Raw genomic sequence first — 23,825 nt, forward strand, 5'->3', positions numbered from 1 at the left:
GAAAAGGGACAGAGAGGTGCCAGGATGAGTGAAACGACCGACTACCAGGTGATGGCGCTGGCCAACGGCAAGCCAGTCAAGATGTGGACGGTTGGCGTGCCCGTCGAGGAAGATGCCCGGCGGCAGTTGCAGAACACGGCGCGCATGCCCTTCGTGTTCCGCCATCTGGCCGTGATGCCGGACGTACATCTGGGTAAGGGATCGACGATAGGGACGGTTATTCCTACCCAGGGAGCCATTATCCCGGCGGCGGTCGGGGTCGATATTGGCTGCGGCATGATGGCTGCGCGCACGACGCTGAAGGCGGCGGACCTGCCCGATTCATTGCACCGGCTGCGCAGCGCCATCGAGCGCGCGGTGCCGCACGGCCGGGCGCCGGGACGGCGCGATCCGGGTGCCTGGGGGGATCGTCCGCCCCACCACGTGGACGAAATGTGGAAGACGCTGATGCCGGGCTTCGAGCGAATCTGCCAGAAGTACCCAAAGCTCACGCGGACGAATAACCATGTCCATCTGGGAACGCTCGGCACGGGCAATCACTTCATCGAAGTCTGCCTCGACGAAAGCGACACGGTCTGGCTCATGCTCCATAGCGGGTCACGTGGCGTGGGCAATGCCATCGGCACGCAGTTTATCGAACTGGCGCAGCAGGACATGCGGCAGCACATTGCCAACCTGCCCGATCGCGACCTGGCGTATTTCGAAGAAGGCAGCGCGCATTTCGACGACTACGTCGAGGCCGTGGGCTGGGCGCAGGAATATGCGCGCCGAAATCGTGAAGTGATGATGGCCGCCGTGGTCGAGGCGGCGCGGGCTGTCATCGGCAAGCCATTCGCGATGGATGAACACGCAGTGAACTGCCACCACAACTATGTGCAGAAGGAGCGCCACTTTGGCGCCGATGTCTTCGTGACGCGCAAGGGCGCGGTCTCGGCCCAGAAGGGACAGCTCGGCATCATCCCGGGGTCGATGGGCGCCAGGAGCTTCATCGTGCGCGGGCTGGGGAACGCCGAGAGCTTCTGCTCCTGCAGCCACGGCGCCGGCCGGACCATGAGCCGCAACGAAGCCAGGCGCCGCTATACGGTGGCAGACCAGGTCCAGGCCACCGCGCACGTGGAATGCCGCAAGGACGCCGCCGTGATCGACGAGATTCCGATGGCCTACAAGGACATCGACGCCGTCATGGCCGCCCAGAGCAGCCTGGTCGAAGTCGTCCACACGCTGCGGCAGGTGGTCTGCGTGAAGGGGTAGGCGGGGCCGGGCGGCGGGCAGATGTCGCTCCGTCCTATTCAATGCGCCGGCTGACATACCCCGTCAGCGAACTCGATAGCACGGCCGGCGCCAGCAAGGTTTGCAAGCGCACCTGCTGCGAGTCATCAAGAAAGTGTCATAGCAGCGGGGTCATCAAATGCCAGCTATAGACGACGATGCCGCCCGCCAGGGCTGTGCAGAGGATCCAGAACATGCCGATCATCGCCCAGTTGACCTGGTCGCGGAATGATTGGTGGCGTTTGTGCTCGCGGACACGGCCGTCATGCGCCAGGTCGCCGGGACCCATCAGTCCATGCTCTTCCGGATAGCCCGCTGGAGCACCGTCCGTTTCGCCTCCGTCAAACTCAAGATCCTGAGGGAATGCGGAGATCCTCATGGCTTCGTCGTTCATCCTGGACCTCACAGCGCGTGATGCCGGCCTTTGCGCAAGATCTGCCTATAGAAATGGGCAAGCAGGTTATTGGAAATGGGCCCGTTCTTCCCTATTTCGTCACGCGTGATACGCCAGGGTGTTCCTGGATGATGCATGGCGCCGGCCAGGGCAATTCCGTCAAGACGACCATACATGTCGGCAACCCAATCCATGAGAGCGATCTCATGCGGATCAAAATCGACAACTGGCGCGCCAGGCACCGCGTCGATGAACCGGCTGCAATAGTGCCGCACGGCGTAGTAGACACTCGGCACCATGGGTCCGAGCGGCCACGCCTGAACCTCCTCGTCGAAGAGCGGCCGCATGTGCCTCGCCAACATATGACCGTGTGCGATGTACGTAAGCTTGGTCAACTGCAAGGGAGTCAGTCCCGCTCCCGCGTCCTGACGGCGCTTTAGCATGTACTGGGCAACGGCCAGCGCCTTCCCGTCATGCGCTCTCGCATCGTATTTCGTCCAGTTCTCTCGCTTCCAGAATTTCCACATGGCGACCCCTCTGTTCTGCGTGCTTGTTTGTGATCCGGCATGAAGGCGACCATACCGTGCAGCCACACCCCAGGCCAAGTAAACATGTGTGTCATCTGCACGGCCGTGTCTCGCCCACGCCGCCTCAAGACTGCAACAAATTGTGCTACCCGCACGATCGTCAGCACGCACGTCATTGCCGCAACCGTTGCTGCGAAGCCGTTCGCCGGTGCCTGGCGCGTGCCTTGCATCCGTATCCTCGCCCGGGAAGACCGTTGTTGAAAAAGGGGAGGGTTCATCATGCCCACGCTTGCCGCCGACCACATCGATATGCTGCGCAAGGCCGTGCGCGGCAAGGTGCTGCTGCCGCACGACGCCGGTTACGACGTGGCGCGCACCGTCTGGAACGCCACGGTCGATCGCCGGCCTGCGGTCATCGTCCAATGCACGGGCACGGCCGACGTGATGCAGGCCGTCAATTTCGCGCGCGATCATGGCCTGCCGGTCGCCGTGCGCGGCGGGGGCCACAACATTGCCGGCAGCGCCATCTGTCATGACGGGCTGGTGGTCGACCTGTCAGGGTTGCGCAGCGTCCATATCGATCCGCGCGACAAGGTTGCGTGGGTGAGCCCCGGCGCCACGCTGGGTGATTTTGACCATGAGGCACAGGCTCTCGGTCTGGCCACGCCGCTCGGCATCAACTCGACGACGGGCGTGGCGGGGCTGACGCTTGGCGGCGGATTCGGCTGGCTGACGCGCCAGTACGGCATGACGGTCGATAACTTGCGGGGCTGCGAGGTGGTGACGGCCGATGGCCAGCGGCGCTGGGCCGATGCCAACCACGAGCCGGAACTGTTCTGGGCCCTGCGCGGTGGCGGCGGCAATTTCGGCGTGGTCACGCTGTTCGAATTCCAGCTGCATGCGGTGGGACCGCTGGTGACGGCCGGGCTGATCGTGTTCCCCGCCGTCGAAGGCAAGTCGGTGCTGCGCCAGTACCGCGCCTTTACGGAATCGGCCATGCCCGACGATATGAACGTCTGGGTCGTCCTGCGCAAGGCGCCGCCGCTGCCGTTCCTGCCGTCGTCGGCACACGGCGCCAATGTGGTGGTGCTGGCGGTCTTTTATACCGGCGACCCGGGGAAGGCCGACAGGGCGATCGACCCGCTGCGCCGATTCGGCCAGCCCATCGGGGAGCACGTGGGCCAGATGCCCTACACGGCCTGGCAACAGGCGTTCGACCCCTTGCTGACACCGGGCGCGCGCAATTACTGGAAGTCGCACAACTTCACGCGGCTGGACGATGCCGCCATCGACCTGATGACCGATTACGCGGCGCGCGGGCCGTCGGCCCATGCCGAGATCTTTATCGGCCAGGTGGGCGGCGTGGCCAACCGCGTGGCACCCGACGCCACGGCATACCATCATCGCGACGCGCGCTATGTGATGAATGTGCATTCGCGCTGGGACCGTACCGACGAGGACACTGCCTGCATCGGCTGGGCGCGCGATTTCTTCGACGCCACCGCGCCCTATGCCACCGGCGGCGTGTATGTGAATTTCATGACCGAGGACGAAGGCGCGCGGGTCAACGCCGCGTATGGCCACAACTTCGACCGCCTGGCGCGCGCCAAGCGCACTTACGATCCGCAGAACCTGTTCTGCTCGAACCAGAACATCAAGCCGGCGCCGTGACACGATGCGCCGCACACCGCCCGACCATGCATTGCTATGATGCGGCGCATGGCCGACGACCTGTTCATCCCTCACCACGAGTACGAGATCACCGCCATCCGCGCCCAGGGCGCGGGCGGGCAGAACATCAACAAGGTGTCCAATGCGGTACACCTGCGTTATGACGTGCGCACATCCTCGCTGGCCGCCGATCACAAGGAACGCCTGCTGGCGCTGCACGACCACCGCATCACGCGAGACGGGGTGATCGTCATCAAGGCGCAGCAGCATCGCAGCCTGGAGATGAATCGCGAGGAAGCCATCCGGCGCCTGCATGACCTGGTACGCAGCGTGGCCGAGCCGCCGCGCGTCCGGCGCGCCACCCGGCCCACCCGGGCGTCGAAGGTGCGCCGGCTCGACGCCAAGGTGCAGCGCGGGCAGATCAAGGCGCTGCGGGGGCGGGTGGTCGATTAGCGGGGCGCCTCGGAAGTCGAACAAATATTTCAAACGCAGGGAGACCGGGCGGGACAAGGCGGCGATAGACAGGCATGCTCTGGCATCGCGCTGCCCAGCCATTTCCGATTTCGACAAGGAATGCCCCCATCCATGTCATCCGTCACGCCCGCCGTTACCCTGGAACCGATTCCGCGCGATCCGGGCTGGCCCCTCGTCGGCAACCTGTTCCAGATCACGCCCGGCGAAGTCGGGCAGCACTTGCTGGCGCGCAGCCGTCATCACGACGGCATCTTCGAACTGGATTTCGCGGGGCGGCGCGTGCCGTTCGTGTCGTCGGTGGCGCTGGCGGCCGAAGTGTGCGACCCGGCGCGCTTTCGCAAGATCATCGGCCCGCCGCTGTCGTATCTGCGCGACATGGCCGGCGACGGCCTGTTCACCGCCCACAGCGACGAGCCGAACTGGGGCTGCGCGCACCGCATCCTGATGCCGGCCTTCAGCCAGCGCGCCATGAAGGGCTACTTCGACGTGATGCTGCGCGTGGCCAACCGGCTGGTGGACAAGTGGGACCACAAGGGGCCCGATGCCGATATCGCCGTGGCCGACGACATGACGCGGCTGACGCTCGACACCATCGCGCTGTCCGGCTTTGGCTACGACTTCGAGTCGTTCGCCAGCGACCAGCTTGACCCGTTTATCGTGGCAATGGTGGGCGCGCTGGAAGAGGCGATGCGCAAGCTCACGCGGCTGCCGATCCAGGACCGCTTCATGGGCCGCGCGCACCGCCAGTTCGCCGACGACGTGGCCTACATGCGCAACCTGGTGGACGACGTGATCCGCCAGCGCCGGGCCGCGCCCCGGCCGGGCATGGACCTGCTGAACCTGATGCTCGAAGCGCGCGACCCCGAAACGGACCGCCAGCTCGACGACGCCAATATCCGCAACCAGGTCATCACATTCCTGATCGCCGGCCACGAGACCACCAGCGGCCTGCTGACCTTCGCGCTGTACGAACTGCTGCGCAACCCGGCCGTATTGGCGCAGGCCTATGCCGAAGTCGATGCCGTGCTGCCCGGCGACGCCCCGCCCGTCCATGCCGACCTGGCCCGCCTGCCTGTGCTGGATCGCGTTTTGAAGGAAACACTACGCCTGTGGCCGACCGCGCCGGCCTTCGCCGTGGCGCCGTTCGACGATGTGGTGATCGGCGGCCGCTACCGGTTGCGGCAGAACCGTCGCGTCTCGGTGGTGCTGACGGCGCTGCATCGCGATCCGAAGGTGTGGGCGCACCCGGAGCGGTTCGATATCGACCGTTTCCTGCCAGAGAATGAAGCGGCGCTGCCGGCGCACGCCTATATGCCGTTCGGCCATGGCGAACGCGCCTGTATCGGCCGCCAGTTCGCGCTGACCGAGGCCAAGCTGGCACTGGCGCTGATGCTGCGCAACTTCGCCTTCCACGATCCGTACGACTACCAGTTCCGGCTCAAGGAAACGCTGACGATCAAGCCCGACAACTTCGTGCTGCGCGCCCGGCGCCGGCGCCCGCATGAGCGGATCGCGGTCCAGGCGGCCGCCGAAGTGGTGGCCGATGCCGCGCAGGCCGACGTACGCGGCAATGGCCAGGCCATGACCGTGCTGTGCGCGTCGAGCCTGGGCACGGCACGCGAGCTGGCCGAGCAGATCCATGACGGCGCGGTGGCGGTGGGGTTCGAGGCCACACTGGCCGATCTGGACGACGTGGCGGATGCCCTGCCCACATCGGGCCTGCTGGTGGTGGTGGCGGCCACCTATAACGGCCGCGCACCGGATTCCGGCCGTCGGTTCGAAGCCATGCTCGATGCCGGCGGTGCCAGCGGCTACCGCGCCGAGGGCTTGCGGCTGGCGCTGCTTGGCTGCGGCAACTCGCAATGGGCGACGTACCAGGCCTTTCCGCGCCGCGTGTTCGACTTCTTCACGGCCGCCGGCGCGGTGCCGTTGCTGCCGCGCGGCGAGGCCGATGGCAATGCCGATTTCGACCGGGCGGCGGAACGCTGGCTGGCGCAATTGTGGCAGGCGCTGCAGGCCGATGGCGCCAGCACGGGCGGCATCAGCGTGGACGTGCAGTGGCGCAGTGTCGAAGCCATGCGTGCCGACACCCTGCCGGCCGGCACGCAGACCTTCACGGTGCTGGCCAATGCCGAGCTGGTTGCCGATCCCGCCGGGCTATGGGACTTCGCCATCGAAGCGCCGCGCACATCGACGCGCGACATCCGGCTGCAACTGCCACCCGGTGCCACCTACCGGACCGGCGATCACGTTGCGGTCTGGCCGCAGAATGACGCGGCAGCGGTGACGACGCTCTGCGAGCGGCTCGACCTTGACCCCGAGGCGCTGGTCACGCTGTCGGCCCGCCAGGGCGCCGGGCGCGGGCTGCCGATCGGCGAGACGCTGCCGCTGCGGCAACTGCTGACGCACTTCGTCGAACTGCAGGACGTGGTGTCGCGCCAGACGCTCCGTTCGCTGGCCCAGGCCACGCGCTGCCCGTTCACACGGCAGTCGCTGGAGCAGCTTGCCGCCGACGATGCCGATTCCGGCTATGCCGCCCAGGTGGCCGCGCGGCGGCTCAACCTGCTCGATGTGCTGATCCGCTTTCCGGCCATCGCCCTCACGCTCCCGCAACTGCTGGCCTGCACGGTGCCGATGCGGCCGCGCTTCTATTCGATTGCATCGTCGCCGCGGGTGTCGCCCGATGTGGCCACGCTGCTGGTGGGTACGGTCTGGGCCCCGGCGCTGTCAGGGCGCGGCCAGTTCCGCGGCGTTGCGTCCACGTGGCTGCAGGGCCTGCCGCCGGGCGCGCAAATATCGGCGTCGATCCGCACGCCGAATCCGCCGTTCGCGCCGCCTGACGATCCATCGGTGCCGATGCTGCTGATCGGCCCGGGTACGGGCATCGCGCCGTTCCGGGGCTTCCTGGAAGAGCGCGCCGCCCAGCAGGCGGCCGGGCAGGCCATCACGCCGGTGCAGCTGTATTTCGGCTGCCGCCATCCCCGGCACGACTGGCTGTTCCACGACGACATCGCAGCCTGGGCCGACGCGGGTGTCGCCGAGGTCCACACCGCGTACTCGGTGCTGCCGGGCGCCGCGCGCTATGTGCAGGATCTGCTCTGGCAGCGGCGCGCGCAGGTCTGGGATCAACTGCGGGCCGGGGCGATGGTCTACGTCTGCGGCGACGGCCGCCGCATGGCGCCCGCCGTGCGGCAGGTGCTGATCGAGATCGGCGCGCAGCAGGGTGGCATGACAGCCGACGCGGCATCGGACTGGTTCGCCGGTCTGGTGGCGCAGGGCCGCTACCGCCAGGACGTATTCAACTGACAACCACGCGGTATCGGACGGCCTGCCGGACAGTCCGCCGGGTTTGGCAGGATTCCACTGAACATTGTCAGTCGGCCGCCCGGCCGGGCCCGTACGCTGGAATCCATCCCCATTCCAGAATCCGGAGACCCCCGATGGCTTCCCCCGCGATGCGCCAGGCGCGCGTGCTGGCGCTGTGCCAGGCGCTGTTCACGTCCGCCATATCTGTCGACCTGACGCTGACCGGGCTGGTCGGCTACACGCTCGCGCCAGCCAAGGCGCTGGCCACGCTGCCGTTCGCGCTGATTACGGTAGCGGGCGCGGCCACGGCGCTGGGCGTGCCGTTCGTGATCGAACGATTCGGACGCCGCTTCGCGTTCTGCCTGGGCGGCGTGGCCTGCATGCTCGGCGGATGGGTGTCGGTGGCGGCAATCTGGCGCCATGATTTCTGGCTGTTCTGCGCCGGTACGGCCCTGGTCGGCGTGTTCCAGTCGTTTGCCCGCTTCTACCGGCTGGCCGCCGCCGACGCCGCACCGTTACCGGAAAAGCCGCGCGTGATTTCGGTGGTGCTGACCGGCGGTGTGGTGGCTGCCGTGTGCGGGCCGGCCATCGCCGCGTGGAGTGCCGACATGATGCTGCCGACGCCATTTGCCGGCTCCTACGCCGTGGTGGCGGCCTTCGGGGCGCTGACCGTGATGCTGCTGATGCTGGCGTACCGCGAATCGCCGGCCGCCTTGGCCGCCGCCGCTGCCGATACCCGGCCCGCGCGCCCGCTGGGCGAGATCGTCCGGCAGCCGGTGTTCCTGGCGTCGTTTGCCAATAACGGCATCGGCAACGCGGTGATGATGTTCGTGATGACGGCCACGCCCATTGCCGCCATCGCCTGCAACCACACGATCGCGCAGGGCGCGCAGATCATCGAATGGCACCTGGTGGGCATGTACGCACCGTCGTTCTTCTCGGGGTGGCTGCTGCAGCGGTTCGGCAATCCGGTGATGCTGGTGGCGGGCATCGCGCTGTCCGCGCTGGCTGCGGGGGTGGCGCTGTGCTCGACGTCGCTGGTGGCGTTCTACGTGGCGCTGCTGTGCCTGGGCATGGGCTGGAATTTCATGTCGGTGGGCGGCACGACGCTGCTGGCTGGCAGCTACCGGCCCAGCGAACGGGCGCGCACGCAGTCGGCCAGCGAGTTTTCGTCGGCCGTGCTGACGGCGGCGGCCACGCTGGCGGCGGGTCAGGTGCTGACCGTCTGGGGCTGGCAGGGCGTGAACCTGGCGGTGCTGCCGGCGCTGGGCATCGCGCTGGCGGTGACGCTGGCGTGGCAGCGCCGGGAACGGGCAGCGGCGATGGCCGCGGCAGTATGATCTTGGGAACGCCAGCGCAGCCCGTCACTCACCCATCCCGCAAGCCATCATGCATCTCGTCCCAGACCCGCCGCGCGTGGTGGTGATCGTCGCGCCAGATCCGTCGCAGGAACTTGACGTGACCGGGCCCACGGCAGTCTTCAGCACGGCCAACAAGCTGTGCGGCCGCGACCAGCCGGCGTACGCGGTGCACGTGGCCAGTGTCAGCGACGATGCCATCGTGCATACCGAATGCGGGCTGCGGCTGCTGGCCGAGGCGCCGTACCACCAGATCGCCGGACGGATCGGCAAGCCCATCGATTCGCTGCTGATCTCCGGCGGCGCGGGCTCGCGCGCCGCGGCCGACGACGCGCGGCTGATCGACTGGCTGCGCGAGCAGGCCGGCACGGTGCGGCGCATGGGTGCCGTGTGCACGGGCGCCTTCGCGCTGTGCCGCACCGGCCTGCTCGACAGCCAGCGCGTGACCACGCATTGGCGCCACGCCGAGCGGCTGGCGCAGCGTCACCCCGAACTGACCGTCGATGCCGATCCGATCTGGATTCGCGCCGGACGCTTCTACACGTCGGCCGGCGTCACGGCAGGCATGGACCTGTCGCTGGCGCTGGTCGAGGAAGACCTGGGCCACGCGGTGTCGCTGGAAGTGGCGCGCGAACTGGTGATGTTCCTGCGGCGCCCCGGCAGCCAGGCGCAGTTTTCCACCGTGCTGCGCGCGCAGGCCGCGCAAAGCCCGGAGCTGCGCGCGCTGCAGACGTGGATCGCCGACAACCTCGGCCGCGACCTGTCGGTGGGCGTGCTGGCCGAGCAGGCGGCCATGAGCCCCCGCAACTTTGCCCGGGTTTTCGTCAAGCAGGTAGGAGAAACGCCAGCGCGCTATGTGGAGCGGCTGCGCGTGGAAGCCGTGCGGCGGCTGCTGGAAGGCAGCGACCGCCGGCTGGAAGCGATCGCCCACGCCACGGGGTTCGGCAATGCCGATGTCATGCGGCAGGCGTTCCTGCGCCATGTGCAGACCACGCCCGAACGCTACCGGGCGGCGTTCCGGTCTGACGCGGCGGCGGGGGAAGACGGGCTGGCGGCGTAGCGGTAAGGGCCACGCCGCCGGCCGACCCCGCATCAGCGGGCGTTTTGCAGCGCGGCGATACGCGATTCGATCGGCGGGTGGCTGGCGAACAGCGCCAGCCACGACTTGCCGCCCGAGATGCCCATGGCCTGCATGTTCTGCGGCAGGCCGTCGGCGTTCAGGCCGCCCAGGCGGCGCAGCGCGCCCACCATCGGCACGGGCGTGCCCATCAGGCCCGCCGCGCCGGCGTCGGCCCGGTACTCGCGATGCCGCGAGAAGGCCGCCACGATGATGCTGGCCAGGATGCCGAACACGATCTCGCAGACCACCACCGTGATCATGTAGCCGATGCCGGGGCCGCTGGACTCCTCGTCATTGCGGCGCAGCCAAGAGTCGACAAAGTAGCCGACCACGCGCGCCATGAAGATCACGAACGTGTTCACCACGCCCTGGATCAGCGTCAGCGTGACCATGTCGCCATTGGCGATGTGGGCCACTTCGTGCGCCAGCACGGCCTCCACCTCGTCATGCGACATCGATTGCAGCAGGCCCGTGGACACGGCCACCAGCGAACTGTTCTTCGACGCGCCCGTGGCAAAGGCGTTGGGCTCGCCGTCGTAGATGGCCACCTCGGGCATCGGCAGGCCGGCACGCGTGGCCAGCTTCTGGACGGTCTGCACCAGCCAGAGTTCGGTGCTGGTGCTCGGATGGGTGATGACCTGGGCACCGGTGGACCACTTGGCGATGGTCTTGGACATCAGCAGCGAGATGAACGAGCCGCCAAAGCCCATCAGCGCGGCAAAGGCCAGCAGCATGCCAAGGTTCAGGCCGTTGGACGTCAGGAAGCGGTTCACGCCCAGCAGGCTGGCGGTGATGCTGAGGACGAGCATGACGGCGAGGTTGGTCGCCAGGAACAGGAAAATGCGTTTCATGGTTGTGGGGCAGTGCAGGTAAGGACGCGGACAGGGCCGCAGGCGCGCACGGCACGCATCGGGCGTGCCACGCGACAAGGATCGGCGCGGCCCATGTCGGCCGCGCGAAAGCGGGATCAGCCGCGCGGCGGGCGCGGCAGCCGGGGCAGGTCGGGATCGGGCAGCGGGGCGGCCGCGTAGCGCGGCACGGCGCCGCGCGCCGCCGATGTCACCACGCGCGGCAGGGGCGCGGGCAGCAGTTGCTCGGCAAAGTCGGCGCCGGGTGGCGTCGGCTCCGCACTATCGGCAGGCAGCGAGGAATCGGACGAAACCGGTGTGGCAGATGGCTGGGAAACCTCAGCGGGGTCCGCGGCCACCGCCACGTTGCCTGGCGCCATGACGGCCGCGTGCGGCGCCTGCATGCCGGGGCCTGCCGTGGACATGCCAATGCCGGCCCAAGCCTGCAGCGGCAGGAAGGCAAGCAGCACGATCATCATCAGGAGGCGAAGCGGATGCACGGGGGCGGGTGATGCGCAAGACAAGAAACGATGGCGTCGATTCTACAGGATGGCTCGCCGGCCGCAGGGGAAGCGATTGCCGTGCCGACGCCCGGTACTGCAAGCCCGGCGCGACAGGTCTACACTATCGGGAAACCCTGTAATGGCTACAGGGTGGATCATCGATCCAGTTCGGAGATTTGGGCCATGCGCATCGGCGAACTGTCGCGCCATAGCGGCTGCGACGTGGAAACCATCCGGTATTACGAACGCGAAGGGCTGCTCGACGCCCCGCAACGCGAAGACAACGGCTACCGCCGCTATGGCGACGGTCATCTGGTGCAGCTGAATTTCGTGCGGCACTGCCGCTCGCTGGGCATGAGCCTGGCCGATGTGCGCCGGCTGCGCGACTTCCAGCGCAACCCGTCGCTCGCATGTGACGATATCAACACGCTGCTGGATCGCCAGATCGAGCAGATCCACGCGCAGCGTGTGGCGCTTGAGGCACTGGAGGCGCAACTCCGTACGCTGCGCCATACCTGCGAGAACCCGCACCCGCATCCGGCCAGCGAGTGCGGCATCCTCCAGAACCTGCAGCAGGCGGCCGAAGGGGCCGGCTGCGAGTGCCATCCGGCGCCGGCGCGACACTGAACTGCCTGGCAGTCCACGCGAACCCATCCCCGCCAGAGCAGGGATGTTTCTCATCGGCCATGTCGCGATGGCTGTGCTAGCATGGCCGTTCGCGTCCCAGAGACGCTCTTTTTCTCAGAAATTTCCTACGATGTCTCGCCACCTTCCGTCCGCCGCCCTTGTCCTGGTTCGCACCATGCGACCGGCGCGCGCGCGCATGGTGGCGCAGCCCATCACCGCCACCCGCCGGATCAACGCCCCGCTTGATCCTGCCCGGTTCCCGGCCTGACCGACCCCACTCCTGAGCAGCAAGGGTCCGGTGCCGAACCGGGCCCGAGCCACCACGCGAATCCGCTGTAACGCCGCCGGTGCCAGTTGCGCGCCGGCCCGACCGACATTTCCACGGCTGCCGCCTGCGCCGGGGTTTCATCCCGACGCGCGGCCGCCGCTTTTGCGAGAGGCACTGCCATGGCAAAGACCAAGAACCCGACCCTCTACCTGACCGAACTCGACGTGACCCGCCTGGAGGGCATCGCCAGCCGTGCCGGCACGGCCGAACTGGACGAGATGCTCGACGACCTGCTGGCCCGCGCGGCCATCGTGTCGCCCGATGCCATTCCCAAGGATGTCGTGACGATGAATTCGCGCGTCGTCTGCACGCTGGAAGGTGAAGCCGCGCCACGTGAGTGGACACTGGCTTATCCCGACGACGCCGACCTGGCGGCGGGCCGCCTGTCGGTGCTGTCGCCCATCGGTCAGGCGCTGCTCGGCGCCCGCGCCGGCAAGACCGTGGACTATCGCCTGCCTAACGGCGGCGCGCAGCGCGTGACCATTGTCAGCATCGCGTTCCAGCCCGAGGCCAGCGGCCAGTACACGCTCTGAACCCACGCCCGCGCTGCGTGACGCCAGACGTCCCGCGGCGCGCGCCGCCTGCCCCAGCGCGTACCGCGGGGTAGGTGGCCAGTTCCGTACAGCGGAATACCCCTCCTGGCCGCCATCCGGTCGCCAACCCCTACCGTTCATCCACAGACCCGGCATTTCACGGCGAGCAACGCACCATTCGTCGCAGCGGTGTTTCTCGTGGAAGTGCTAGCCACTAACCTTCAGTCCGTGCTCGCATCGCTACACAGATGGCGCGTCCGGGCAGTAGTCAGCTGTATCCATAAAAAAGTTGTGAATCAGTTGAAGGAGTCCCAGATGAACGCCAAACGTATCCTTGGCGGCGCTCTTGTGCTTGCCACGTTGGCGGCGTCGGCCGCTTTTGCCGCGCCCGCCACGACCAAGAAGGTCGGAAAGTTCGACGTGTATGCCGATGCCGCGCGCCAAGGCAAGTTCGACACGTACAGTGAAGGCTCGAAGATCGGCAAGTACGATTTCTTCACCGACGGCCAACGCAAGTTCGACAGCTTCACGGACGGCGCCCGCCAGGGCAAGTTCGACAGCTTCGGCGAAGGCGCACGCAGCTTCAGCGGCGAGATTTCCGGCTCCGCGCTGGACAACTCGCGCAACGGCGATCTGTACGGCTACAAGGTCTGATGACCTGCCAGCCCGCCAGAACGCAAATCGGCGGCCCCGGGTCACCTCCGGGCCGCCGATTCTGATTTCCGGTTTCTCTCCCACCTGCGCGGCCGACCTCCTCCTTCTCTCTGAAGTCGCGCAGGTGATTTTTCCCCCGCCCGCCCCCGCCGCTGTCGCATTTCTTCCCGTAGTTCTTTCCTGATTTTTCCGAAGTACCGTCAGAGTTGCCGCTGCGCGAAGGTGTCGCACTTGCGGATGTCGCCGGTCGTCAGGCCCTGGCGCAGCCAGCGCACGCGTTGTTCGCTGGTGCCGTGCGTGAACGCCTCGGGCACCACATAGCCCTGCGACTGCTTCTGCAGGCGGTCGTCGCCGATGGCGGCCGCGGCTTTCAGACCCTGTTCGATATCGCCGGGCTCGATCAGCTGCTGGTTGAGCTTGCCCGCCGTGGCGGCCCACACGCCGGCCAGGCAGTCGGCCTGTAGTTCCATGCGCACCGACAGCTGATTGGCCTGCGCCTCGTTCATGCGACGCCGCGCGGCGTCCACCTTGTTCGACACGCCGAGCAGATTCTGTACGTGATGGCCAACTTCGTGGGCAATCACATAGGCCTGGGCGAAGTCGCCGCCCGCGCCGAACCGCTGGCGCAGTTCGTTATAGAACGACAGGTCGATATAGACCTTCTGGTCGGCGGGGCAATAGAACGGCCCCATGGCCGACTGGCCCGTGCCGCACGCGGTAGGCGTGGCGCCCGTGAACATCACCAGCGTCGGCGGCGCATAGCGGCGGTTCAGGTCGGTCTCGAAGATGTGTTCCCACGTGCGCTCGGTACTGCCCAGCACCTTGCGCGTGAACACCGAAAGCTGGTCGGTGGCCGGCGGCCGGTGCGACTGCGATTGCGGTGCCTCCTGCTGTTGCTGCTGCAGCGCCGAGCCGCCCTGCAGGATCAGCCTGGGGTCGATGCCGAAGAAGTACGACGCGGCCAGCGCGACGATGATCGTGCCGATGCCGATCGATTTGCCGCCGATGCCGAATCCGCCACCTCCACCACGGCGGTCTTCCACATTCTGGCTTTCGGCTTCGTCATCGAGACGCATGTTGTTACGCTCCGGGGTCTGTTATGCCAATGGAGTATAGCAACGGCTATGCCACCGGCTCCGGCGCCCCCAGGCACACCCGCAAGGATGCCCCGCGCGCATCGCGATGCGTAAAAAAGAGCGCCGCCCACGCCAATCGGGCTGAGGATTGGCGCGGGCGGCGGGTGAACGGGGGGTCAGCCCGTCCGACGCAAGGGAAACCGGCGATGTGGGGAGCAGTCGTCAGGCGGTGGCCGTGGCGGGCGCCTTGCTGATATCCAGCCCGGCCACCTCCGTGCCGACCTCGGCCACGCGCAGCAGGTTGGTCGTGCCGCCCTGGCCGAACGGCATGCCGGCCGCAATCGTGATCTGGTCGCCCGGTGCGGCATAGCCTTCCACCAGCGCGGCGCGGGCCGCGGCTTCGACCATCTCGTCCACGCTCTGCACGTCCGGGCTCACCGTCGAATGCACGCCCCAGGTGATGGCCAGGCGGCGAGCGATATCCAGGTTCGGCGTGATGCTGACGATCGGCGCGCACGGCCGCTCGCGGGCGGCGCGCAGCGCGGTGGCGCCCGACGACGTGTACGTCACCGTGGCCTTGGCGCCGATGATATGCGTGACCTCGCGCAGCGCGGCGCAGATCGCATCCTGGCGCGTGGAAAGCGGCACCTCGTGCTGGGCGTCGATCATGTTGCGGTAGAGCGGATCGCGCTCCACCTCGGTGATGATGCGATCCATCATCGACACGGCCGGCACCGGATGGCGGCCGTTGGCCGACTCGGCCGACAGCATCACCGCATCGGCGCCGTCGTAGATGGCGCTGGCCACGTCCGACGCTTCGGCGCGCGTGGGCACCGGCGAATCGATCATCGACTCCAGCATCTGCGTGGCGATCACCACGGGCTTGCCCAGCTGGCGGCAGATGCGCAGGATGCGCTTCTGCACGCCGGGCACGCGCTCTGGCGGCAGTTCCACGCCCAGGTCGCCACGGGCCACCATGACGGAATCGGACACGCGCACGATCTCGTCGAGCTGCTGCAGCGCGGCCGGCTTCTCGATCTTCGACAGCACGCCGGCACGCGTGCCGATGATCTCGCGCGCCTCGACGATGTCCGACGGCCGCTGCACGAACGACAGCGCGATCCAGTCGGCGCCCAGTTCCAGCGCAAATGCCAGATCGCGGCGGTCCTTGTCGGTGAGCGCGGGAATCGGGATCACGGCGTCGGGCACGTTCACGCCCTTGCGGTCGGACAGCGTGCCGTTGTTGGCCACCCGCGTGGTGATGCTGCCGCTGGACACCGCCTCGATGTTCAGGCGCACCTTGCCATCGTCGATCAGCAGCGACTGGCCCTCGCTGGCCGCCTTGAACAGCTCGGGGTGCGGCAGGTAGACGCGCGTCGCGTCGCCGGGCGTGGGGTCGCTGTCCAGCACGAACGTGTCGCCGGCGCGCACGGCCACCTTGCCCACGGCAAAGGTGCCGATGCGCAGCTTGGGGCCCTGCAGGTCGGCCAGGATCGCGATGGGGCGGCCCGTCTCGGCCTCCACCTGCCGCACGGCGTCGTAGCGGGCCCGGTGGTCATCGTGCGTGCCGTGGCTGAAGTTCAGGCGGAACACGTCGGCTCCGGCATCGAACAGCTGGCGGATCACCGCGATGTCCGAGCTGGCCGGGCCCAGGGTGGCCACGATCTTGGCTTTGCGCTGGCGTCTCATGAAAGTCTCCTTCTCCATCCTCTTTTATGCTGCAGCTCGCGATCTCAAACGATCAGGATCGCGCGGAAATCGTTGACGTTGGTACGGGTCGGGCCGGTGACGACCAGATCGTCGAGTCCGGCAAAGAAGCCGTAGCCGTCGTTGTTGTCCAGGTGCGCGCGGGCCGACAGGCCACGCGATGCGGCACGCGTCAGCGTGTCGGGGCCCAGCAGCGCACCGGCGTTGTCTTCGGAACCGTCGATGCCGTCGGTGTCGGCCGCCATCGCGTGCACACCGGGCAGGCCGTCGAGTGCCACCGCCAGCGACAGCAGGAACTCCGCGTTGCGGCCGCCCCGGCCGTTGCCGCGCACGGTGACCGTGGTCTCGCCGCCGGACAGGATCACGCATGGCTTCTGGAACGGCTGCCCTTGCGCGACGATCTGGCGCGCGATGGCGGCATGCACTTCGGCCACGTCGCGGGCCTCGCCCTCGATGCTGTCCGACAGGATGTGCGCGGTCAGGCCCAGTTCGCGGGCACGGGCCGCGGCAGCTTCCAGCGACTGCTGCGCGCTGGCCAGCGTGACGCTGCGGTGGCCTGCGAAGCGGGCATCGCCGGGCTTGGGTGTTTCACCGGCGCCGGACTCCAGGTGCGCACGCACGTTGGCCGGTACGTCGATGTCGTACTTGGCGATGACCGCCAGCGCGTCGGCGCACGTGGTGGCGTCGGGCAGCGTCGGGCCGCTGGCGATCAGCGTCGGATCGTCGCCGGGAATATCGGAAATCAGCAGCGTCTCCACACGGGCCGGTGCGCAGGCCAGGGCCAGGCGGCCGCCCTTGAGCGCGGACAGGTGCTTCCGCACGCAGTTCATCTCGCCGATGCTGGCGCCGCTGCGCAGCAGCGCCTTGTTCACGGCCTGCTTGTCGGCCAGCGTGATGCCGGGCGCGGGCGCGGCCAGCAGTGCCGAGCCGCCACCGGAAATTAGGCAAAGTACGAGGTCATCGGCCGTCAGGCCCTGCACCAGTTCCACCATGCGCTGCGCGGCCTGCTGGCCCGCTGCATCGGGCACCGGATGGGCGGCCTCGACCACCTCGATGCGGTGGCAATCGGCGCCATGGTCGTAGCGCGTCACCACCAGCCCCGACAGGTCGCCTTGCCAGTGCGCGTCCACCGTCTGCGCCATCGCCGCGGCGGCCTTGCCCGCGCCGATCACCACGGTGCGGCCCTTCGGCGGTGGCGGCAGGTGCGGCGGCAGGCAGTGGCTGGCACTCACGGCGGCCACGGCCGTATCGAACAGATCGCGCAGCAACGCGCGGGCCTGGGCAGGGTTGCGATAGTCGGTCTGCCGCTGGGGCGAAAGCAGGGCGGCGTTGGCGTCGGTGGCGAACATGCGAATCCTGAGGAATCTTGGGAAAAACGATGCAATCGCCTTCACGCGAAGGCGATTGCAATACTGCTATTGCATTTACTTCGCGGCTTTGGCGATTTCGTGATTCGACATGATCTCGATCGCACGGCACAGCGCCGAGTGGTCGAGCTTGCCGTAGCCGTTGGCGGCGCACGCATTGAACAGTTCCTGCGCGGCCGACGTGTTCGGCAGCGACACGCCAAGCGTCTTGGCACCCTGCAGGGCCAGGTTCAGGTCCTTCTGGTGCAGTTCGATGCGGAAGCCCGGATCGAACGTACGCTTGACCATGCGCTCGCCATGAACTTCAAGAATCCGCGATGCCGCAAAGCCGCCCATCAGTGCCTGGCGCACCTTGGCCGGATCGGCGCCGGCCTTGGAGGCGAACAGCAGGGCCTCGGACACGGCCTGGATGTTCAGCGCCACGATGATCTGGTTGGCCACCTTGGTGGTCTGGCCGTCGCCGTTGCCGCCCACCAGCGTGATGTTCTTGCCCATCAGCTCGAACAGCGGCTTGACCTCGTCGAACGCTTCCGACGGGCCGCCCACCATGATCGTCAGCGAGGCGGCCTTGGCCCCGACTTCGCCGCCCGACACGGGGGCGTCCAGGTACGAAGCGCCGAGCTTGTTGATGCGCGCGGCAAAGTCCTTGGTGGCGATGGGCGAGATCGAGCTCATGTCGACCACGATCTTGCCGTAGGTGGCTTCCTTGCCGGCGGCCTTGAACGCGGCGGCGATGCCCTTTTCGGCGAACAGCACGGCTTCCACGTGCGGGGTGTCCGGCACCATGACGATCACGATGTCGGCGCGCTTGGCCACTTCCTCGGCGCTGGTGCAGACGGTGACGCCGGCATCGACCAGGGCCTGCGGGGCCGGGTTCACGTCATGCACGAACAGCGTGTGGCCGGCGGCGCGCAGGTGGCCCGCCATGGGCGCGCCCATGATGCCCAGGCCGATAAAGCCGACGTTGCGTTGGTTTGCCATGTTTGTCTCCAGTAAGTAAAAAAATCTGTAGGTCTTTTCTCCCCTCTCCCATTCATGGGAGAGGGGCGGGGGAGAGGGCCAGCGGTTCAAGTTGCGACGATCGGCAAGCAGAGCCTTGTTGCCCTCTCCCCCAACCCCTCTCCCGCAAGGCGGGAGAGGGGAGCGAACATTCCGTTCTTCAGACGCCGTGCGCGGCGCGCCAGCCCAGGCCGGCTTCGGTCGTGGTCTTCGGCTTGTACTCGCAGCCGATCCAGCCCTGGTAGCCGATCTCGTCGAGCAAGCGGAACAGGTAGGGGTAGTTCAGTTCGCCGGTGCCCGGTTCGTTGCGGCCCGGGTTGTCGGCCAGCTGCACGTGGCGGATCTTCGGCAGGTGGGCGCGGATGGTGTTGGCGATCTCGCCTTCCATGCGCTGCATGTGATAGATGTCGTACTGCACGTAGAGGTTGGGCGCGTTGACCTGGCCGATCAGGTCGACGGCCTGCTGCGTGCGCGACAGGAAGAAGCCGGGAATGTCGAACGTGTTGATCGGCTCGACCAGCAGGTCGATCTGTTCCCTGGCCAGCGCGTTGGCGGCAAAGCGCAGGTTCTCGACCAGCGTCTCGTTGGCCTGCTCGCGCTTGACGTTCTGCGGCAGGATGCCCACCAGGCAGTTCAGCTGCCGCACGCCCAGCACCTTGGCGTACTTGATGGCTTCGCCCACGCCGTCCTGGAACTCGCCCACGCGGTCGGGGTGGCAGGCGATGCCGCGCTCGCCGGCATCCCACTTGCCGGCCGGCAGGTTGTGCAGCACCAGGTCCAGCTGGAAGCGGCTCAGGCGGTCGGCGATCTGGTCGGCGTGGAACGCGAACGGGAACAGGAACTCCACGCCACGGAATCCGGCGCGGGCGGCGGCCTCGAAGCGGTCCAGGAAGCCCACTTCGTTGAACAGCATCGTCAGGTTGGCTGCGAGCTTTGGCATTGTGATGTCTCTCTCGGTGTTGGGAAAAACGGTGGCCCGCCCGCCCCGGTGGAGCGGGGCGGTGGGCGGACTGCTGAAACGGCGGGTGCCTGGGGCGTGTTGCCCGCGACTTACGCGGTGACGGTCTCTTCGGCCAGGATCGCTTCTTCCGCGTCTTCCAGGTCTTCGATCGGCTCGAACTCGTTGATGTTGTCGATCTCGGTGCCCATCGCGATGTTGGTCACGCGCTCCAGGATCACCTCCACGACGACCGGCACCGAGAACTCGGCCATCAGGTCGCGCGCTTCGGCAAAGGCCGGGGCGATGTCCTCGGGCTTGAACACGCGGATCGCCTTGCAGCCCAGGCCTTCCACGACCTTGACGTGGTCCACGCCGTAGCCTTCCAGTTCGGGCGCGTTGACGTTGTCGAAGGCCAGCTGCACGCAGTAGTCCATCTCGAAGTTGCGCTGCGCCTGGCGGATCAGGCCCAGGTACGAGTTGTTCACCACCACGTGGATGTACGGCACCTTGAACTGGGCGGCCACGGCCAGTTCCTCGATCATGAACTGGAAGTCGTAGTCGCCGGAGATGGCCACGATGTCCGAGTTCGGCGACGCGGTCTTCACGCCGATGGCGGCCGGAATGGTCCAGCCCAGCGGGCCGGCCTGGCCGCAGTTGATCCAATGGCGCGGCTGGTTCACCGACAGGAACTGCGCGGCGGCGATCTGCGACAGGCCGATCGTCGTCACGTAGCGCACGTCGCGCGGGAAGTACTGGTTCATCTCGCGGTACACGCGCTGCGGCTTGACCGGCACGTTGTCGAAGTCGCTCTTGCGCTTCATGGTGCGGCGGCGCTTCTGCACGTCGGCCACCCAGGCCTTGCGGCATGGCAGGCGGCCGGCCATCTTCATTTCGCGCGCCACTTCCACGAACAGCTCCAGCGCGGCTTTGGCATCGGACACGATGCCCAGGTCCGGGCCGAACACGCGGCCGATCTGGGTGGGCTCGATATCGACGTGCACGAACTTGCGGCCCTTCGTGTACACATCGACGCTGCCGGTGTGGCGGTTGGCCCAGCGGTTGCCGATGCCCATCACGAAGTCCGACGCCAGCAGCGTGGCGTTGCCGTAGCGGTGCGACGTCTGCAGGCCCACCATGCCGGCCTGCAGCGGGTGGTCGTCGGCCAGCACGCCCCAGCCCATCAGGGTCGGCACGACCGGCACGTTGACCAGTTCGGCAAACTCGACCAGCAGTTCGTCGGCGTTGGCGTTGATCACGCCGCCCCCGCAGACGATCAGCGGACGCTCCGCCTGGTTCAGCATCGAGATGGCTTTCTCGATCTGGGCGCGCGAGGCGGCCGGCTTGTACGGCTGCAGCGGCTGGTACGTTTCCGGATCGAATTCGATCTCGGCCACCTGCACGTCGAACGGCAGGTCGATCAGCACCGGACCCGGGCGGCCCGAGCGCATCAGGTGGAACGCCTGCTGGAATACCTGCGGCACCAGCGCCGGTTCACGCACGGTGACGGCCCACTTGGTCACCGGCTTGGCGATCGATTCGATATCGACGGCCTGGAAGTCTTCCTTGTACAGGCGCGCGCGCGGCGCCTGGCCCGTGATGCAGAGGATGGGGATCGAATCGGCCCAGGCCGAGTACAGGCCCGTGATCATGTCGGTGCCGGCGGGGCCCGACGTGCCGACGCAGACGCCGATGTTGCCGGGTTCGGCACGGGTGTAGCCTTCGGCCATGTGCGAGGCGCCTTCCACGTGGCGGGCCAGCAGGTGGCGGATCGACCCAGCCTTGCGCATGGCCGAGTAGAACGGGTTGATGGCGGCGCCGGGCACGCCGAACGCGGTGGTGATGCCTTCCTTTTCCAGCACGGCAATGGCCGCGTCGACTGCTCTCATCTTCGGCATGTCTCTCTCCAGTACGCTCAAAAACAATGGTTGGGATTTCGTTCTGGCGTTGACTTTATGCCCGGGGAGGGGGGCGGATAAACAGAAGGGCGATCAGTTGATTCGATACCTGGGGTAAGGAATTCCGCAGCAACTCGCCCGGAAATGTGCATTTTCAGAGACACGTCGGGACGGCCACACGGCACCCCCCGATACGTGGGGTTGGGATGATTTGCCACGGTTTTCCCCTATCGGCGGCAACGGGGCCCGGGTCAAAATAGCGGGTTTGGAATTGCCCTGTTTCGCCATGTACACGCGGCTGCCGACCACCTACGAACTGATGGAAGCGTTGCAGACGGCGCCGGCCGAAAAATCGCCCGACGGCCGGCTGCCTGGGGTCCTGTGGGCCACCTTCGTCCTGGCGCTGGTGCCGACGCTGGCGGCCGGCGGGGCGCTGGTCTGGTGGCACCACGTACTGGTGCAGGCGCCGCCCGCCTGGCTGCCGCAGGCGTTCCACGTGCTGCTGGCCGTCAGCGGGGCGTTCTATGCCGGCGCGTGGCTGTCGCGGCTGCTGGCCGGCCGTGATGCACTGCGTCATCCGCTGCGCTGGCTGAGCCGCCGTGTCGATGCCCAAAGCGAAGTCGAGAATGCGCTGCTGCTGCGCCTGGGCCGCATTCCGGTGCTGCAACTGCGCGCGCGGCAGCGGCGCGTGCTGCTGCAGGCGCGGCTGTGGGAAGGCGGCGCGCGCACGGTGGCGATGATCGTGGCGCTGTTGCCGGCCGCCGTCGTGCTGGCCGATGGCCTGGCGGTCATGGCCCCGGGCCATGGCCCGTCGGTGGTGGCGCTCTACGGCGTGGTGCTGGTCGGCGGCGGCGCGCTGGCGCTGTTCGCGCAGCTGCAATGCAGCGCGCCACTGCGGCGCCTGGCCCACGTGCTGGGCGAGGCCGCCGAGATCAACGAAAAGCTGGGCCGCTAGCCAGGCGCGGTACGTCCAGCCGCGTCCAGGCGCCATCCTCGGCGCCCTGCATGGCGTGCGACGGATGCACGGCATCGCTGTGCGGGGATGCGCACCATGGCGTCCATGCCTCACAATGTGTCGGCAGGAGACAAATGGCGTTATGGACAAACTCAAACAAATCGAAGCATTTATCGCCGTGGTGGAACACGGCAGCATGGCCGCCGCGGCGCTCACGCAGAACGTGACGCCGGTCATGATCGGCCGGCGCATCAACGCGCTGGAAGCGCGCATCGGCGTGAAGCTGCTGCACCGGTCCACCCGGCGCATCGTGGTGACGGAGCAGGGCGCGGCGTTCATGGAGCAGTGCAAGAAGGCGCTGTCGGATCTGGACCGCGCCGAGATGCTGATCGCCGAGGGCAAGCACAAGGCCACCGGGCACCTGATCGTGTCGGCGCCGGCCGCGTTTGGCCGCAAGCACGTGGCGCCGCATGCGCCAGCGTTCCTGGCGGCCAATCCCGAAGTCCAGATCTCGTTCAACCTGACCGACCGTGTGGTGGACCTGGTGCGCGAGGGCTACGACCTGGGCATCCGCATCGGCGGCGCCATCGACCCGAACTTCGTGGCGATCAAGCTGGCCACCAACAAGCGCGTGGTGTGCGGCACCCCGGCCTACTTCGCCCGGCATGGCGTGCCACATACGCTGGAAGACCTGGAAAAGCACAACTGCCTGGCGTTCAACCTGCAGGGCGGGCAGCAGCGCGGCTGGTACTTCCAGCAGAACGGCAAGACCGTGACCGTGCGGGTGCGCGGCAACCTCGACTGCAACGACGGCGAACTGCTGCACCGCTGGACCGGCGAAAGCCTGGGGCTGGGTTGGCGCTCGACGTGGGAAATCCTGCCGCAGCTCGAAAGCGGCGAGCTGATCACCGTGCTCGATGAATTCGCGCTGCCCGACTACGACATCCTGGCGGTGTACCCGCAACAGCGGCCGGTGCCGGCCAAGATCCGCTTCTTTATCGAACACCTGAAGCAGGCATTCGCCAAGCCGGGCTACTGGACCGAGCGCGGCAGCAGCTGGACCGACGCCGCGCAGCGGCAGTCGGCCTGAGGCCAGGAGATCGGGCGGGAAAGAAGGCGAAGACCGGGAAGCAGCGGAGACAGCAGCGATGCCGGAAGGGCAGCCCAAAAGAAAAAGCCCGCAGCCATTGCGGTCTGCGGGCAGCCCTTCTTGCGAAGGACGGGGAGAGCTCATGAAGTGCGCCCCCGCAACTTCATGGCGAGAGGAATGATGC

Annotated in this window: 21 protein-coding genes; 11 read left to right on the plus strand and 10 right to left on the minus strand. The window is 67.3% G+C overall.

Translation table 11 applies throughout. From position 1 onward, the window contains the following. Positions 1 to 24 precede the first annotated feature (24 nt). Complete coding sequence (locus AC24R4_RS17315; RefSeq protein ID WP_487523402.1) at positions 25 to 1,251, plus strand: RtcB family protein; 1,227 nt, start codon at positions 25 to 27, stop codon at positions 1,249 to 1,251. Positions 1,252 to 1,387: 136 nt separating this feature from the next. On the opposite strand, the gene AC24R4_RS17320 is transcribed toward AC24R4_RS17315, so the two are convergent. Both AC24R4_RS17320 and AC24R4_RS17325 read right to left on the minus strand, forming a co-directional pair. Next, positions 1,388 to 1,663, minus strand: a complete 276-nt coding sequence (locus tag AC24R4_RS17320) for a hypothetical protein (protein ID WP_487523403.1) — start codon at positions 1,661 to 1,663, stop codon at positions 1,388 to 1,390. An 8-nt stretch (positions 1,664 to 1,671) separates the two neighbouring features. Beyond that, a complete protein-coding gene (locus AC24R4_RS17325; protein WP_487523404.1) occupies positions 1,672 to 2,190 on the minus strand; it encodes a Panacea domain-containing protein in 519 nt (172 codons plus the stop codon). A 279-nt stretch (positions 2,191 to 2,469) separates the two neighbouring features. On the opposite strand from AC24R4_RS17325, the gene AC24R4_RS17330 reads away from it, so the two are divergent. The 5 genes from AC24R4_RS17330 to AC24R4_RS17350 all read left to right on the plus strand — a co-directional run bounded on the left by AC24R4_RS17330 (position 2,470) and on the right by AC24R4_RS17350 (position 10,059). Next, positions 2,470 to 3,861 (plus strand): FAD-binding oxidoreductase, encoded by a 1,392-nt coding sequence (locus tag AC24R4_RS17330; RefSeq protein ID WP_487523405.1) that lies wholly within the window; start codon positions 2,470 to 2,472, stop codon positions 3,859 to 3,861. A 48-nt stretch (positions 3,862 to 3,909) separates the two neighbouring features. Beyond that, entirely contained in the window at positions 3,910 to 4,314 is a 405-nt protein-coding gene (gene arfB / locus AC24R4_RS17335) for an alternative ribosome rescue aminoacyl-tRNA hydrolase ArfB (RefSeq protein WP_400395739.1), read from the plus strand. A 132-nt stretch (positions 4,315 to 4,446) separates the two neighbouring features. Further along, entirely contained in the window at positions 4,447 to 7,641 is a 3,195-nt protein-coding gene (locus AC24R4_RS17340) for a bifunctional cytochrome P450/NADPH--P450 reductase (protein WP_487523406.1), read from the plus strand. 134 nt (positions 7,642 to 7,775) lie between these two features. Continuing rightward, positions 7,776 to 8,981: an MFS transporter gene (locus tag AC24R4_RS17345; protein WP_487523407.1), complete on the plus strand. Its 1,206-nt coding sequence runs from the start codon at positions 7,776 to 7,778 to the stop codon at positions 8,979 to 8,981. Between the two features lie 49 nt (positions 8,982 to 9,030). Further along, positions 9,031 to 10,059, plus strand: coding sequence for a GlxA family transcriptional regulator (locus AC24R4_RS17350; protein WP_487523408.1), 1,029 nt, complete (start codon positions 9,031 to 9,033; stop codon positions 10,057 to 10,059). Between the two features lie 32 nt (positions 10,060 to 10,091). On the opposite strand, the gene htpX is transcribed toward AC24R4_RS17350, so the two are convergent. Beyond that, on the minus strand, positions 10,092 to 10,970 hold the full coding sequence (gene htpX, locus AC24R4_RS17355; RefSeq protein ID WP_400397651.1) for a protease HtpX: 879 nt from the start codon (positions 10,968 to 10,970) through the stop codon (positions 10,092 to 10,094). A 116-nt stretch (positions 10,971 to 11,086) separates the two neighbouring features. Continuing rightward, positions 11,087 to 11,467, minus strand: coding sequence for a hypothetical protein (locus tag AC24R4_RS17360; protein ID WP_487523409.1), 381 nt, complete (start codon positions 11,465 to 11,467; stop codon positions 11,087 to 11,089). A gap of 186 nt (positions 11,468 to 11,653) precedes the next feature. Between AC24R4_RS17360 and AC24R4_RS17365 the strand changes: the two genes are divergently transcribed. From AC24R4_RS17365 to AC24R4_RS17375, 3 genes are all read left to right on the plus strand, one after another. Next, positions 11,654 to 12,097, plus strand: coding sequence for a Cd(II)/Pb(II)-responsive transcriptional regulator (locus AC24R4_RS17365; protein WP_400395969.1), 444 nt, complete (start codon positions 11,654 to 11,656; stop codon positions 12,095 to 12,097). 447 nt (positions 12,098 to 12,544) lie between these two features. Continuing rightward, positions 12,545 to 12,958: a nucleoside diphosphate kinase regulator gene (gene rnk, locus AC24R4_RS17370; protein ID WP_153946373.1), complete on the plus strand. Its 414-nt coding sequence runs from the start codon at positions 12,545 to 12,547 to the stop codon at positions 12,956 to 12,958. Between the two features lie 315 nt (positions 12,959 to 13,273). After that, on the plus strand, positions 13,274 to 13,612 hold the full coding sequence (locus AC24R4_RS17375; RefSeq protein WP_400395967.1) for a hypothetical protein: 339 nt from the start codon (positions 13,274 to 13,276) through the stop codon (positions 13,610 to 13,612). 200 nt (positions 13,613 to 13,812) lie between these two features. Here AC24R4_RS17375 and ypfJ read toward each other — a convergent pair whose 3' ends face one another. The 6 genes from ypfJ to gcl form a co-directional block, all read right to left on the minus strand. Beyond that, complete coding sequence (ypfJ, locus tag AC24R4_RS17380) at positions 13,813 to 14,688, minus strand: KPN_02809 family neutral zinc metallopeptidase (protein WP_400395965.1); 876 nt, start codon at positions 14,686 to 14,688, stop codon at positions 13,813 to 13,815. A 222-nt stretch (positions 14,689 to 14,910) separates the two neighbouring features. Beyond that, on the minus strand, positions 14,911 to 16,377 hold the full coding sequence (pyk, locus tag AC24R4_RS17385; RefSeq protein WP_400392462.1) for a pyruvate kinase: 1,467 nt from the start codon (positions 16,375 to 16,377) through the stop codon (positions 14,911 to 14,913). A 44-nt stretch (positions 16,378 to 16,421) separates the two neighbouring features. Next, positions 16,422 to 17,744 (minus strand): glycerate kinase type-2 family protein, encoded by a 1,323-nt coding sequence (locus tag AC24R4_RS17390; RefSeq protein WP_400392465.1) that lies wholly within the window; start codon positions 17,742 to 17,744, stop codon positions 16,422 to 16,424. 75 nt (positions 17,745 to 17,819) lie between these two features. After that, positions 17,820 to 18,743, minus strand: a complete 924-nt coding sequence (locus tag AC24R4_RS17395) for a 2-hydroxy-3-oxopropionate reductase (protein WP_092602296.1) — start codon at positions 18,741 to 18,743, stop codon at positions 17,820 to 17,822. A 178-nt stretch (positions 18,744 to 18,921) separates the two neighbouring features. After that, positions 18,922 to 19,701, minus strand: coding sequence for a hydroxypyruvate isomerase (gene hyi, locus AC24R4_RS17400; RefSeq protein WP_400392467.1), 780 nt, complete (start codon positions 19,699 to 19,701; stop codon positions 18,922 to 18,924). Between the two features lie 110 nt (positions 19,702 to 19,811). Continuing rightward, positions 19,812 to 21,596, minus strand: a complete 1,785-nt coding sequence (gene gcl / locus AC24R4_RS17405) for a glyoxylate carboligase (RefSeq protein ID WP_400392470.1) — start codon at positions 21,594 to 21,596, stop codon at positions 19,812 to 19,814. Between the two features lie 286 nt (positions 21,597 to 21,882). Between gcl and AC24R4_RS17410 the strand changes: the two genes are divergently transcribed. After that, positions 21,883 to 22,551 (plus strand): hypothetical protein, encoded by a 669-nt coding sequence (locus AC24R4_RS17410; protein WP_400392473.1) that lies wholly within the window; start codon positions 21,883 to 21,885, stop codon positions 22,549 to 22,551. A gap of 142 nt (positions 22,552 to 22,693) precedes the next feature. Next, positions 22,694 to 23,641 carry a LysR family transcriptional regulator gene (locus AC24R4_RS17415; protein WP_400392476.1) on the plus strand — a complete coding sequence of 316 codons (948 nt, stop codon included), beginning with the start codon at positions 22,694 to 22,696 and terminating at the stop codon, positions 23,639 to 23,641. Positions 23,642 to 23,825 lie beyond the last annotated feature (184 nt).

It is taken from the genome of Cupriavidus sp. CER-90 (assembly GCF_057652055.1).